The sequence below is a fragment of the Microbispora hainanensis genome, from assembly GCF_036186745.1.
In the GTDB taxonomy this organism is placed as follows: Bacteria; Actinomycetota; Actinomycetes; order Streptosporangiales; family Streptosporangiaceae; genus Microbispora.
In genome coordinates, this window is the sequence record NZ_CP108086.1 from 1,063,918 (window position 1) to 1,077,677 (window position 13,760).

Below are 13,760 nucleotides of genomic sequence, written 5' to 3' on the forward strand. Positions count from 1 at the left end.
GCAGTAAGGACCAAGCCGTCCCTAGCATCCCTCGCATGAACACTCATGTGGCCGGAGCCGCGGGTGCGATGTTCCTCGTGGGGACGTTGGCGGCGGTCTCCGGCGTCATCGAGGACTATCCGGTCTATGGAGGGCAGGCGGTCCGCTACGCCCTCGCCGCCGTGGTCATGCTCGCCGTCGCCCGGGCGCGCGGGCTCGGCCACGTACGGCTCCGCCCGCGTCAGTGGGGGTTGCTCGTCGCGATAGCCCTGACGGGGCTCCTGCTGTTCAACCTCTGCGTGGTCGAGGCGAACCGCGCGGCCGGGCCCGCGCTGCCCGGCATCGTCCTCGGCACGGTGCCGCTGGCGCTCGCACTGGTGGGCCCGATCTTCACCGGCGCCCGGCCCTCCCCGCGCGTCGTGGCCGCGGGTCTGGTGGTGGCCGCCGGGGCCACCCTGGCGACCGGCGCCGGCAGCGGGAACCTGCCCGGGCTGCTGTGGTCGCTGGGCGCCCTGGTCTGCGAGCTGTGCTTCTCGCTGCTGGCGCTGCCGCTGCTGCCGCTGATCGGCCCTCTCAGGCTGTCGGCGTGGACGGCCGCGCTGTCGGTGCCGTTCCTGCTGGTCACCGGCCTCGTCCTGGACGGCCGTGACATGCTGCGCGTCCCGACCGCCGCGGAGGCGGGTGGTCTCGCCTACCTCGCGCTGGTGGTGACGACCGTGGCGTTCTTCCTGTGGTATCGCTCACTGCCTCACCTGGGCCCGGACCGGGCCGGGCTGTTCGCCGGGGTGGTTCCCGTCGGGGCGCTCACGACGGCCGCCCTGCTGGGGATCGCCGTCCCTTCTGCGGCCGACCTGGCCGGAGCGGCCCTCGTGATCAGCGGGATCGCCCTCGGGCTCCGGTCACCCGCTCGGGGTGCTCGGCGCGCTCGGCGCGCTCGGCGTGCTCGGTCTCCTCGGTCTGCTCGGGGCCCCGCTCGGCCGGCGGCGGCTCCTCGCTCGGCGTCCGCCGCCTCCCGGGAGGGGTCCACCAGGTGATCTCGCCCTCCTTCACCTGCCGCAACACGAGCGTCAGCAGCGACACCGCCAGGCCCACGAGAATGCCGATCGCGAAGACGACCATGACCCATACTTCGCCATGCATGGCCCCTCCTCTCTCTGTCCTCTGTGTTATTTATCCCCATTTATGATCGAATATCCGGTTTGAAGTTGTTCAAAACGGACGCATGGCCCGGGCATGATGACCATCGCCCGCGAGCCGTACGCTGTGCAAAGACCATGGGCGGCTCGCGGGGCGGGCACGCCCGACCAGGCAGACCACGAGGAACCGAGGACGATGCCGGAGTTCGACTACACCGACCTGCTCCCGCTTGGACCGGACGAGACGGAGTACCGCCTGATCACCAGCGAGGGGGTGCGGGTCACCGAGGCCGCCGGGCGCAGGTTCCTGGAGGTCGAGCCGGAGGCCCTGCGGCTGCTCACCGAGACCGCGATCCACGACATCTCGCACTACCTGCGGGCCTCCCACCTGGCCCAGCTCCGCAAGATCGTCGATGACCCCGAGTCGAGCGGCAACGACCGCTTCGTCGCCCTCGACCTGCTCAAGAACGCGAGCATCTCGGCCGGCGGCGTGCTGCCGATGTGCCAGGACACCGGCACCGCGATCGTCATGGGCAAGCGCGGCAGGCACGTGCTGACCGACGGGCGCGACGCCGAGCACCTCAGCCGCGGCGTCTACGACGCCTACACCAAGCTCAACCTGCGCTACTCGCAGATGGCCCCGCTGACCATGTGGGACGAGAAGAACACCGGCTCCAACCTGCCGGCCCAGATCGAGCTGTACGCCGAGGACCCCAACGGCCACCCGGACGAGTACAAGTTCCTGTTCATGGCCAAGGGCGGCGGCTCGGCCAACAAGTCGTTCCTCTACCAGGAGACCAAGGCGGTGCTCAACGAGAAGCGCATGCTCGCCTTCCTGGAGGAGAAGATCCGCTCGCTCGGCACCGCCGCCTGCCCGCCGTACCACCTGGCGATCGTCGTGGGCGGCACCAGCGCGGAGTACGCCCTGAAGACCGCGAAGTACGCCTCGGCCCGCTATCTCGACTCCATCCCCACCGAGGGCTCCCCGAGCGGGCACGGCTTCCGCGACCTGGAGATGGAGAAGAAGGTCTTCGAGCTGACCCAGAAGCTGGGCATCGGCGCGCAGTTCGGCGGCAAGTACTTCTGCCACGACGTACGCGTCATCCGGCTGCCCAGGCACGGCGCGTCGTGCCCGGTCGCCATCGCGGTGAGCTGCAGCGCCGACCGGCAGGCGCTCGCGAAGATCACGCCGGAGGGCGTCTTCCTCGAACAGCTGGAGACCGACCCCGCCCGCTTCCTGCCGGACACGACCGACGAGCACCTCGGCGGCGACGTCGTCAGCATCGACCTCAACCGCCCGATGCCGGAGATCCTCGCCGAGCTGAGCAAGTATCCGGTGAAGACCCGGCTGTCGCTCACCGGCCCCCTCGTCGTGGCCCGCGACATCGCCCACGCGAAGATCGCCGAGCGGCTCGACGCCGGCGAGGACATGCCGCAGTACATGAAGGACCACGCCGTCTACTACGCCGGCCCGGCCAAGACCCCCGAGGGCTACGCGTCCGGCTCCTTCGGCCCCACCACCGCCGGGCGGATGGACTCGTACGTCGAACGCTTCCAGGCCGCGGGCGGCTCGATGGTGATGCTGGCCAAGGGCAACCGGTCGAAGCAGGTGACCGAGGCGTGCCAGAAGTACGGCGGCTTCTATCTCGGCTCGATCGGCGGCCCGGCCGCCCGGCTCGCCCAGGACTGCATCAAGAAGGTCGAGGTCCTGGAATATCCGGAGCTGGGAATGGAGGCGGTCTGGAAGATCGAAGTCGTGGACTTCCCCGCCTTCATCGTCGTCGACGACAAGGGTGACGATTTCTTCGCCGACACCACCGGTCCCGTCCTTACCATCGGAAGGCGCTGATCTGCGGGGAGGTTGTCAGGATCTTTGACAGAAGATCTCAACAATTTCCCGGCATGGTCTCTACAGGTCGCACTACACAAATCGGTAAGCTGCCACCCATGCGTGCGCCGTCCGGATACTTGCTAGCCGCGCGCTATCGGCTGATCGAGCCGGTCGGGCGCGGCGGGATGGGCACTGTGTGGCGCGCGCGTGACGAGCTGCTCGACCGCGAAGTGGCTGTCAAGGAGGTGCGGCTCCCGCTGGTCCTCGACGAGGAGCTGCGGGCGGAGCTGTGCGCGCGCACCGAACGCGAGGGCCGGGCGACCGCCATGGTCGCCCATCCCTCGGTCATCACGGTCTTCGACGTCATCACCGAGGACGACCGCCCCTGGATCGTGATGGAGCTGCTCAGGGCGCGGTCGCTGGAGGAGCTCATCCGCCAGGAGGGCCCGCTGCCGCCGCGCCGGGTGGCCGACATCGGCCGGCAGGTGCTCGGCGCGCTGCGCGCCGTCCACGCCAAGGGCATCCTGCACCGCGACGTGAAGCCCAGCAACGTGCTGGTGACCGACGACGACCGGGCGGTGCTGACCGACTTCGGGCTGGCCGCCCTGGAGGGCGACGCCTCCATCACCCAGGCCGGGATCGTCCTCGGCTCCGCCGGATACATCGCCCCGGAACGCGTCCTCGGCGACAAGGCGAGCCCGGCGGCCGACCTGTGGTCGCTGGGCGCCACCCTCTACACCGCCGTCGAAGGCCGCGGCCTGCACGGCCGCCGTACGGCGGCGGCCGCGCTCGCGGCGCTGACCAGCGGCGCTCCGATCCCCATGGACAAGGCGGGCCCGCTCGCCCCTGTCCTGCGCGGCCTGCTCCAGATCGACCCCGCGGCCCGGCTCGACGGAGTCCGCGCGGCCCACGCCCTGTCCAGGATCGCGGCCGGAGGCACGGCCGACGACCCCTTCGCCTCCCCGTTCCGCACCGGCCGGCCCACGCCGCCGCCCACCGCCCCGCAGCCCACCGCCCCCGAGACCCGCAAGCCGCCGCAGCGCAGCCAGCGGGGACAGCACCGGGCCGAGTCGCGCCCCGCGCCCAAGGTCACCCCGCGCGACCGCGACTCCGGGCCCCACCGCCAGCAGTGGCCGTACGGCCAGCCGCACCGGCCCGGGGAGCACGTGCAGCCGCAGGCGTACGATCCGTACGCCTCGGGGCGGTACGACCTGCACGGCCCGCACGGGCAGTCCGGACAGTACGGCCAGTTCGGTCAGAGCGGTCAGCTCCGGCACAGCGGATCCACCGGGTCCCACAGCGGCCCGTACGGCGGCCCGTACGGCGGCTCACATGGGGGCTCACACGGGGGCTCGCACAGCGGTCCGCACGGCGGTTTCTATGGGGGCTCACACGGGGGCGCGTACAGCGGCCCTCACCAGCAGTCCGGGCAGCCGCACCAGCGCGGTTATCCGCGTGACTACGGCTACTCGCGGGAGGCGCCGTCCGTGCCGTCCCAGCGGCGGCGGCCGAGCGAGGGCCTGCACCGCAAGCCGTCCGAGCCCGCCTTCCACCAGGTCGTGCGCAGTCCGATGATGCGGCACGTGGCAAAAATGATCAAGCTGCTGCTCCCCCGCCGGTATTGGCCGCGAATCTTCATCAAGTAACCAGAAAGCGATTTCCAAGGCAGAATCGCTATCTTTCTAGATATGCCGGAACAGCACCCTGGGCCACTCGCCGACCGCTATGAGCTGCGCACCCGCATCGGACGGGGGACCATGGGCACCGTCTGGCGAGCGTACGACCGGTCGCTGGGCCGGGAGATCGCGGTCAAGGAGATCCGCCAGGACCCCTCGCTCAGCCCCCGGCAACGGCAGGAGCTGCGCGAACGCATGATGCGCGAGGGCCGCATGGCCGCGCGCGTCAGCCATCCCTCCGTCGCCACCATCCACGACGTCATCGTGTCCGACGGCATCCCGTGGATCATCATGGAGCTCGTCGAGGGGCGCTCGCTGGAACAGGTGATCGACGAAGAGGGCCCGCTGCCGCCGCGTCTGGTCGCGGAGATCGGCTACGACCTGCTCGGCGCGCTCCGCGCCGCCCACGCCCAGGACATCCTGCACCGCGACGTCAAGCCCGCGAACGTGCTGCTGACCGAGACGGGCCGAGTCGTGCTGACCGACTTCGGCATCGCCAAGGCGCTCGGCGACCACGCGCTCACCCAGACCGGCATGGTGATCGGCTCGCCCGGATACACCGCCCCGGAGCGAGCCCGGGGCGAATACACCGGCCCCGAGTCCGACCTGTGGTCACTCGGCGCGACGCTCTACTTCGCCGTCGAGGGACGCCCGGCCTATGAACGCGCGACCGTCGGCGAGACGCTGGCCGCCCTGATGACGGAGGAGGCCGACCCGCCCGCGCAGGCCGGCGCCCTGCGGCCGGTCCTCGACGGGCTGCTCGTGAAGGACCACACCGCGCGCCTCACCCCTGAGCGCGCCGCCGCGATGCTCCGCCTGATCGCCGACACCCCTACGGGCTCCATTCCCGCCGTCCCCCCGGCACCCGCACGCGACGCGACGGCGCGTCCGGACGGCAACGCCTCGGCCGCCCGGCCGGCCGGGGGCAACGTGCCCGAGGACGACGATGACGACGCTAACCGCACAATGGTCGTCCCCCGCCCCACGGCGGCCCCCCGCCTCCCCGCCCCGCCTCCGGGCGGCGCCAGGAACGGCACCACAGGCAACACCGCAGCCAAGCCCGTCGGCAGGCCCGAGCACGCCCCCGAGCGCGTTTCGGAGGCCGCTTCGGGGGCCTATTCCGGGGGCACTTCCGGGAGCGCTTCGGGGAGCGCTTCCGGGGGCGGGGACAGGCACAGCACCACGGTGCCCGGCAGGCTGCCCGGCTCTGGACCCATGACGCCCCCGCCGCCCGGCCCCGGCTCAGGGAACAGCTTCGGGAGCAGCTTCGGCAATGGCCCGGCGCCAATGCCAGGGCCTCACCCTGGCCCGCAGCCTGGCGCTTTCCCGCCCGGGGCCATGCCGCCCGGTGCCATGCCGCCCGGAGGCGTGCCACATGGGGCCTTACCGCCGGGGGATGGGGTTCCGGGGAAGCCGCCCAGCCTGGGCACGGACCTGTTCGCGATGCAGAGTCCCTCCGGCCCGGACGCCAAGACGCAGGTCCGGGTGCTCGTGACGATGGGAGTCGCGCTCTTCGGCGTCCTCGCGCTGATCCTCCTGGGCGTCTTCATCTTCGCGAAGTGATCGTCGCCCCGGACCTCCGGGCACCGTCGGCCAGATGTCCACGAGCTGTGGCCCGGCCTGTCAGTGCTCTTGAGCATCCAGACGCCACCAACTAGGCGACCCGAGCCCTGGCCCGGTCTGTCAGTGCTGTTGAGCGCCCGGATACCGCCGACCACGTGACCCGAGCCCCGACCCGGCCGGGTCCTGCGCTGAGCGCCCGGACGCCACCGACCAGGTGACCCGAGCCCTGGCCCGGCCGATCACCGCGTTCAGCGCCCGGAAACCGCCGACCGGGTGAGGCGAGCTCTGGCCTGGTCGGTCACTGCGCCGGAAGGAACCTCCGGTCCTCGCGAAGCCCGCTCCGCTGGGCCTTCGCTGCGGTCCTCACTCCCTTCCGCTCCGCTCCCTCGCCCCCGTCGAACCGTGGAGGGGGACTGGCGAGTGTTGCGCCGGATGTCCGGACACTGCTAGCAAGGTCACGAATACCTTCGGTGTCCCCCTGGAGTGACCGGTGCGCAAAGGGATCAGCTACGCCGACGCGGTCAAACTGCTCGGGCAGGAGAGCACGGTCGCGAAGATCCTCACCGGCACCCTCGCCGGGGCTGTGCCGGGGTTGTCCTTGCTCGACGTCAAAGACGAGGCGGTACGGCTGGCGGGAGAGGCGACCGGCAAGCTCCGCGACCGTGTGACGGGCCTGAACCGGTACGACCGTACGGCCCGGCTGGAGGCGGCCCAGGCCGTCCTCGTCGTGGCGGCGTTCTTCGAGGCCCTGGACGAGTTGCCGCTGCCGTTCGATCCGAAGGAACTCCGCCTCGACCGGGACGAGCAGGCGGCGCTGTCCGGAGCCGGCCCGCAACCAGGCTCGTTCATCCACACCCTGATGACGATCGAGCCGGCCGGTCTGCGCGCCAATCAGTCGTACGCCGTCATGCTCGACTCGATCACCGAGTATTACCGCACGCTCGCGGCGGCGCTGACCGGGTTCGTCTCCGGACTGGCCGTACGCGACCGTCTCGACGCGACCGAGTGGGCACGCGCGAAGACGGCGATCGAGGTGGAGCTGCCCGAGGCCGCGCGCCGAAAGTACGAGGAACTTCACCGGCGGCTGGCTCAGGATGTTCCCGAGTTCGCGTTGTGGCAGGACATGATCTCTCGGCAGCGGGTCGAGACCGGCCTGGCCGAGCTGGAGGCGCTGCTCACCGAGGTCGCCGCCAACACCAGGACACCCGAGCACCGGCATACGCTGTCCCTGGCGCACCGAGCAGCCCTACACCGGCCCATCGCCCAGTCGGGTGAGGTCCCCTCGGGCATGCGCATGCCCACGCTCGTCGAGGCGTACGTGAACCCGGACTTCCGGCTGGCCGAGTACGGCGAGCGGACCGATCCGAGCGCGGAGTGGTGGTGGGCGAAGGCGGAGCAGAGCGACGACATCGTCGGGTTCCTCGCCCGCTACTTCACCTCGCCCGAGGCCACCACGATGCCGCTGGTCGTGCTGGGCCAGCCCGGCGCCGGGAAGTCCGTGCTCACCAAGATCCTGGCCGGTCGCCTGCCGGACGGTGACTTCCTGCCGGTGCGGGTGCCGCTGCGGGAGGTGCCGGCCGACGGGACGATCCAGGAGCAAATCGAATCGGCGGTGCGGAATGCCACCGGCGAGCACCTGAGCTGGCCGGAGCTGGCGCGGTCGGCGGGCGGCGCGCTGCCGGTCGTCATGCTCGACGGGCTGGACGAGCTGCTCCAGGCCACCGGGGTCCATCGTTCCGACTACCTGAGCCAGGTGGCCGAGTTCCAACGTCGAGAAGCCGAGCTTGGTCGCCCGTTGGTCGTGCTCGTGACCACGCGCACGGCCGTCGCCGACCGGATGCGCTTCCCTCCGGGATGCCTGATGATCCGGCTGGAGCCCTTCAAGGAGGAGCAGGTCCGCCGCTGGCTGTCGGTATGGAACACCGCGAACCAGGACTATTTCACCACTCAAGGACTGAAACCGTTGCCGGCCGAGACGGCCCTGGCACATGGTGACCTGGCGTCGCAGCCGCTGCTTCTGCTGATGCTCGCGCTGTACGACGCCGACGCCAACGCCCTGCAACGCGGCGAGACCGGGCTCAGCCAGGCGGAACTGTACGAGCGGCTGCTGACCCGCTTCGCCCGCCGCGAGGTGCGCAAACACCAGCCGGGCCTGCCGGACGCGCAGATCGACCAGGCCGTGGAGACGGAGCTGCGCACGCTGGCCGTCGCGGCGTTCGCGATGTTCAACCGTGGCAGACAGTGGGTCTCCACCGACGACCTCAACAGTGACCTGGCCGCGCTGCTCCCGACTCCGACGGCCCAGACCGCAAGCTTCCAGGCGCCCCTGTCCCGAGCCGACCGGGTGATCGGGAAGTTCTTCTTCGTCCACCAGGCGTCCGCCGAGAGGGACGGCGGCAAACTCCAGACGTACGAGTTCCTGCACGCCACCTTCGGCGAGTATCTGATCGCCCGGATGGTGCGCGACGTGCTGCGGAGCATGGTCGCCCGCGAGAGGGCCGCCACCGACCCGTTCTTCGGCCGCCCACAGCCCGACGACGGGCTGCTGTACGCGCTGCTGTCGTTCGCCGTGCTGACCGAGCGGCAGCCGATCGTGAAATTCCTCCGCGACCTACTCCCTGCCCTCGATCGCGAGCCCACCATCGACCTGCTCGTCCGCCTGCTACACACCGCGGAGACCCGAACGGATCACAGCTACGCCGACTACCGTCCGGAGAAGTCGACGTTCGTCACCCGGTACGCCTACTACACGGCCAATCTGGTGATCCTCGCCTCTCTCACCACCGACGGAATAGCGGCCAGCCGACTATTCCCCCACGACGATTACCCCGCTGGCGCCTGGTATCGCCTGGCCTCCCTATGGCACTCCCGGTTGAGCGGGCTCACCTTCGACAGCCTGCACAGGAGCTTTCAGGTTGAACGGGATCTGTTCGACGGCGGCGACCCGGACCCGCTCATCCGGTACGTCGGCATCGAAAATTACCAGAACTACCAGCGAGTGGGCGGTTTCACGATGAGGCCGGACACGGGATTAGGCCAACAGTTACTCGACGCCGCACACTTCCTCTATCACCCACTGATCGACAGCTTGGCCCGGGCGGCGGAAGGGCCAATGCTGACGGCGGACTACCTCTGGGAATGGAAGTGGCACATCGAGCAAGGTCATCTCTCGCCGGCAGCAAGCTCGTTAGCCGAGGCGTGGCGGCACACGGAAGAAGTGCGGAGGACAGTCGAGGAGATCATTCGGGGTCTGCGGAGGGCCTACCGGTCGGATCCGGAGGGGGTCGCGACGGTCTTCCGGGAGGTGACGGGAGAAGAGCTGCCCGAGGAGGTCACAGGCGGGGCCGCGGATGAGAGTGCCCGTTCGGAGGGCGGGGATCCGGGCAGGAACGATGCGATTGACGAGAGGCTGTAGGACTGAGACATGGACGAATATCGCATCGAGCACGACTCCATGGGCGAGGTCCGGGTGCCCGCCCGTGCGAAGTGGCGGGCCCAGACCCAGCGGGCGGTGGAGAACTTCCCGGTGTCCGGCCGGGGGCTTGAGCCGGCGCACATCGCGGCGCTCGCCCGCATCAAGGCGGCCTGCGCGAAGGTCAACGCCGAGTACGGCGTCATCGACAAGGACATGGCACAGGCCATCCAGGAGGCGGCCGAGGAGGTCGCCGAGGGCAAATGGGACGACCAGTTCCCCGTGGACGTCTTCCAGACCGGCTCGGGCACCTCGTCCAACATGAACATGAACGAGGTCATCGCCACGCTGGCGCAGGAGCGGCTCGGCCGGCCCGTCCACCCCAACGACCACGTCAACGCCGCCCAGTCGTCCAACGACGTCTTCCCGTCGTCCATCCACGTCGCCGCGACGTACGCCGTGGTGCACGAGCTGACGCCCGCGCTGGAGCACCTGGCGACCGCGCTGGAGGAGAAGGCGACGGAGTTCGCCGACGTGGTGAAGGCGGGCCGCACCCACCTGATGGACGCGACGCCGGTCACGCTCGGCCAGGAGTTCGGCGGCTACTCCACCCAGATCGAGCTGGCGCTCGAACGGCTCCAGGCGACGCTGCCGCGCCTGGCCGAGCTGCCGCTGGGCGGCACGGCCGTGGGCACCGGCGTCAACGTGCCGGGACCGGGCTGGGCGCAGGCGGTGATCGCCGAGCTGAGCCGGACGACCGGCCTGCCGTTCACCGAGGCCAGGGACCACTTCGAGGCGCAGGGCGCGCGTGACGGCGTGGTCGAGCTGTCGGGCATGCTCAAGGTGATCGCCGTCTCGCTCAACAAGATCGCGAACGACCTGCGCTGGATGGGGTCGGGCCCGCGCACCGGGCTGGGCGAGATCAACCTGCCCGACCTGCAGCCGGGGTCGTCGATCATGCCGGGGAAGGTCAACCCGGTGATCCCGGAGGCCGTCACGATGGTGGCCGCGCAGGTCGTGGGCAACGACGCGGCGATCACGATGGCCGGGGCCTCGGGGGCGTTCGAGCTCAACGTGATGCTGCCGGTGATGGCGCGCAACGTGCTGGAGTCGATCCGGCTGCTGGCCAACGTGTCGCGGCTGCTCGCCGACCGGTGCGTCAGCGGGATCACCGCCAACGTGGAGCGCCTGCGCGAGTACGCCGAGTCGTCGCCGTCGATCGTCACCCCGCTCAACCGGTACGTGGGGTACGAGGAGGCAGCCAAGATCGCCAAGCAGGCGTTGAAGGAGCGCAAGACGATCCGGGAGGTCGTCATCGAGCGCGGCCACGTGGCGAACGGCACGCTGACCGAGGAGCAGCTCGACCGGGCGCTGGACGTGCTGTCCATGACCCGCCCCACATAGGAGGGAGCGCATCTATGTCGTCGTCCGCCATGTGCCGGGAAGAGCGCGGTTTCTATCGTGAGGCAGCATGAGCCTTGAAGGACGTACGGCCCTCGTCACCGGCGCGGGGAGCGGCATCGGACGGGCGTGTGCCCGGCGCCTGGCCGCCGAGGGCGCGCACGTCGTCGTCGCCGACATCAACGCCGAGGCCGCGAGCAAGGTGGCCGCCGAGATCGGCGGCACGCCGGTGGCCGTCGACCTGTCCGATCCGGAGTTCCTGGTGGCCTGGCGGGGCCAGCTCCCGCCCTCGCCGCACACGCACCTGCGCGCCGACATCGTCGTGAACAACGCGGGGTTCCAGCACGTGGCCCCGATCGAGGAGTTCCCGCCCGAGATCTTCAACAAGATCATGCGGGTGATGGTCGAGGCGCCGTTCCTGCTCGTGCGCGACGTGCTGCCCGGCATGTACGAGCGCGGGTGGGGCCGCATCGTCAACATCTCCTCGGTGCACGGCCTGCGCGCCTCGCCGTTCAAGGCGGCCTACGTGACGGCCAAGCACGCGCTGGAGGGCCTGTCGAAGGTGATCGCCCTCGAAGGGGCGGCCCACGGCGTGACCTCCAACTGCGTCAATCCCGCGTACGTCCGGACGCCGCTGGTGGAGAACCAGATCGCCGACCAGGCGCGCACCCACGGGATCAGCGAGGACGATGTGGTCGAGCAGATCATGCTCGCCCCCGCGGCGATCAAGCGGCTGGTCGAGCCGGACGAGGTGGCCGAGCTGGTCGCCTACCTGTGCGGGCCGCAGGGATCGTTCGTCACCGGCGTCTCGATTCCCATCGACGGAGGATGGAGCGCGCGCTGACCACATCGTCTCCCAAGAACGCGACGGCTCCGGCGAGCGGCGCGCACGCCTATCTCGACCTGCTCGCCCGGGAGGCGTCGGCGGTCGAGTTCGAGGGCCCGATCCTGCAGGCCAGGGCGGCCGGGGCCGACTCGGCCACGCTGGAGGAGCTGGAGCGGGCCAAGGTCGCGGCGCTCCAGGTGCGGGCCGTGCTGCGCCGGCGGGCCAAGCGGGAGGCGGAGCTGTCGGCGCTGTTCGACACCGCCAGCGACCTGGCCGGGCTGCGCGACCTCGACGCGGTGCTCCAGGCCATCGTGCACCGATCCAGGCAGCTGCTCGCGACCGACATCGCGTACATGACGCTGAACGACCCCGAGCGCGGCGACACCTACATGCGGGTGACCGACGGGTCGATCTCGGCCAGCTTCCGGCGGCTGCGGCTGCCGATGGGCGCCGGGCTGGGCGGGCTGGTGGCGCAGAGCGGCACGCCGTACAACACGGCGGACTACTTCGCCGACCCCAGGTTCCGGCACACGAACACGATCGACGTGGCCGTCCACGAGGAGGGCCTGGTGGCGATCCTCGGGGTGCCGCTGCGACTCGGCACGCAGGTCATCGGCGTGCTGTTCGCGGCCAACCGCAGCGCCAGGCCGTTCGCGCAGGAGGAGGTGGCGCTGCTGTGCTCGCTGGCGGCGCACGCCGCCGTGGCCATCGACACCGCCCGGCTGCTGCAGGAGACCCGGGCCGCGCTGGGCGAGCTGAGCGAGGCGAACACGCTGATCAGGGCGCACAGCGAGTCGATCGAGCGGGCCGCGGACGCGCACGACCGGATGACCGGCCTCGTGCTGCGCGGCGGCGGGGTCGAGGACGTCGCGGCGGTCGTCACCGAGGTGCTGGGCGGCCGGCTGACCGTGCTGGACGACGAGGGCCGCCCCCTCGTGGGCGAGTCCCGCGACCTCGACACGGGCGTCTTCGACGCCGCGCAGTCGTCGCGGGCGCTGGGCCGCACGGTCAAGCGGGGGGACGCGTACGTCGCGTCGGTGGACGTGGGGGCGGCGCCGCTGTGCACGCTGGTGCTGCGGACCGACCACCTGGTGTCCGACACCGACCAGCGGATCCTGGAGCGCGCCGCGATCGTCACCGCGCTGCTGCTGCTGTTCCGCCGCAGCGTCGCCGAGGCGGAGGGGCGGGTGCGCGGCGAGCTGCTCGACGACCTGGTGTCCCGGCCGGAGCTGCGCGGGCTGGACGACCGGGCGCGGCGGCTCGGCATCCATCTCGACGCGCCGCACGTGCTGGTCGTGGCGCGGCACGACGGGCAGCGGGAGCGCGGCGCGTTCTGGGCGTCGTCGCAGGCGACGCTGGCGCACGGCCTCGCCACAACCAGGGGCGACGAGGTCGTGCTGCTGCTGCCCGGCGACCGGCCGGGCGCGCTGGCCCGGCGCGTCGCGGCGGAGCTGAGCGCCTCTCTCGGCCGCCCGGCGACGGCGGGAGCCGCGATGGCCACGGGTCCGGCGACGGCGGTGGCGTCCGCCTACGCCGAGGCCCGCCGCTGCGCCGGGGCCCTGGTCGCGCTGGGCCGTACGGGTGACGGCGCGAGCGCCGGGGAGCTGGGCTTCGTCGGCCTGCTCGTGGGCGAGCGGCGCGAGGTGTCCGGCTTCCTCGCGGGCGCGCTCGGGCCGGTGCTCGACTATGACGCGCGCCGGGGAACCGCCCTGGTCAAGACCCTCAACGCCTACTTCGGCACGGGCGGCTCGCTGTCGCGTACGGCCGAGGCCCTGCACATCCACGTGAACACGGTGACCCAGCGGCTCGACCGGGTGGGGCAGCTGCTCGGCGACGACTGGCAGGAACCGGAGCGGGCCCTGGAGATCCAGCTCGCCCTGCGGCTCCACCGGCTGCGCACCCACATGCCGGACGCCTGAGGTGTGTGGCGGCGCCC

At 71.0% G+C, this 13,760-nt stretch carries 8 protein-coding genes; all 8 read left to right on the top strand.

What is annotated here, in order from left to right; translation table 11 throughout:
- Positions 1-35: 35 nt before the first annotated feature.
- The gene (locus OHB01_RS04825) at positions 36-1,013 is read left to right on the top strand and encodes a DMT family transporter (RefSeq protein WP_328854985.1); all 978 of its coding nucleotides are present in this window, start codon (positions 36-38) and stop codon (positions 1,011-1,013) included.
- 298 nt (positions 1,014-1,311) lie between these two features.
- Positions 1,312-2,964: a fumarate hydratase gene (locus OHB01_RS04830; protein ID WP_142650333.1), complete on the top strand. Its 1,653-nt coding sequence runs from the start codon at positions 1,312-1,314 to the stop codon at positions 2,962-2,964.
- 98 nt (positions 2,965-3,062) lie between these two features.
- A complete protein-coding gene (locus OHB01_RS04835) occupies positions 3,063-4,592 on the top strand; it encodes a serine/threonine-protein kinase (RefSeq protein WP_328854986.1) in 1,530 nt (509 codons plus the stop codon).
- A gap of 42 nt (positions 4,593-4,634) precedes the next feature.
- Entirely contained in the window at positions 4,635-6,185 is a 1,551-nt protein-coding gene (locus tag OHB01_RS04840) for a serine/threonine-protein kinase (RefSeq protein ID WP_328854987.1), read from the top strand.
- A gap of 490 nt (positions 6,186-6,675) precedes the next feature.
- Positions 6,676-9,600 carry a hypothetical protein gene (locus OHB01_RS04845; protein ID WP_328854988.1) on the top strand — a complete coding sequence of 975 codons (2,925 nt, stop codon included), beginning with the start codon at positions 6,676-6,678 and terminating at the stop codon, positions 9,598-9,600.
- Between the two features lie 9 nt (positions 9,601-9,609).
- Positions 9,610-11,001, top strand: coding sequence for a class II fumarate hydratase (locus OHB01_RS04850; protein ID WP_328854989.1), 1,392 nt, complete (start codon positions 9,610-9,612; stop codon positions 10,999-11,001).
- A gap of 67 nt (positions 11,002-11,068) precedes the next feature.
- The gene (locus tag OHB01_RS04855; protein WP_142650328.1) at positions 11,069-11,842 is read left to right on the top strand and encodes a 3-hydroxybutyrate dehydrogenase; all 774 of its coding nucleotides are present in this window, start codon (positions 11,069-11,071) and stop codon (positions 11,840-11,842) included.
- A complete protein-coding gene (locus OHB01_RS04860; protein WP_142650327.1) occupies positions 11,827-13,743 on the top strand; it encodes a helix-turn-helix domain-containing protein in 1,917 nt (638 codons plus the stop codon). Before OHB01_RS04855 ends, OHB01_RS04860 begins: the two co-directional genes overlap by 16 nt.
- Positions 13,744-13,760: the final 17 nt, after the last annotated feature.

What these genes read in the sequence shown, in the direction of transcription:
- OHB01_RS04825 (WP_328854985.1), top strand. Translation starts at nt 36, where the DNA reads ATGAACACTCATGTGGCCGGAGCCGCGGGTGCGATGTTCCTCGTGGGG.
- OHB01_RS04830 (WP_142650333.1), top strand. Translation starts at nt 1,312, where the DNA reads ATGCCGGAGTTCGACTACACCGACCTGCTCCCGCTTGGACCGGACGAG.
- OHB01_RS04835 (WP_328854986.1), top strand. Translation starts at nt 3,063, where the DNA reads ATGCGTGCGCCGTCCGGATACTTGCTAGCCGCGCGCTATCGGCTGATC.
- OHB01_RS04840 (WP_328854987.1), top strand. Translation starts at nt 4,635, where the DNA reads ATGCCGGAACAGCACCCTGGGCCACTCGCCGACCGCTATGAGCTGCGC.
- OHB01_RS04850 (WP_328854989.1), top strand. Translation starts at nt 9,610, where the DNA reads ATGGACGAATATCGCATCGAGCACGACTCCATGGGCGAGGTCCGGGTG.
- OHB01_RS04855 (WP_142650328.1), top strand. Translation starts at nt 11,069, where the DNA reads ATGAGCCTTGAAGGACGTACGGCCCTCGTCACCGGCGCGGGGAGCGGC.
- OHB01_RS04860 (WP_142650327.1), top strand. Translation starts at nt 11,827, where the DNA reads ATGGAGCGCGCGCTGACCACATCGTCTCCCAAGAACGCGACGGCTCCG.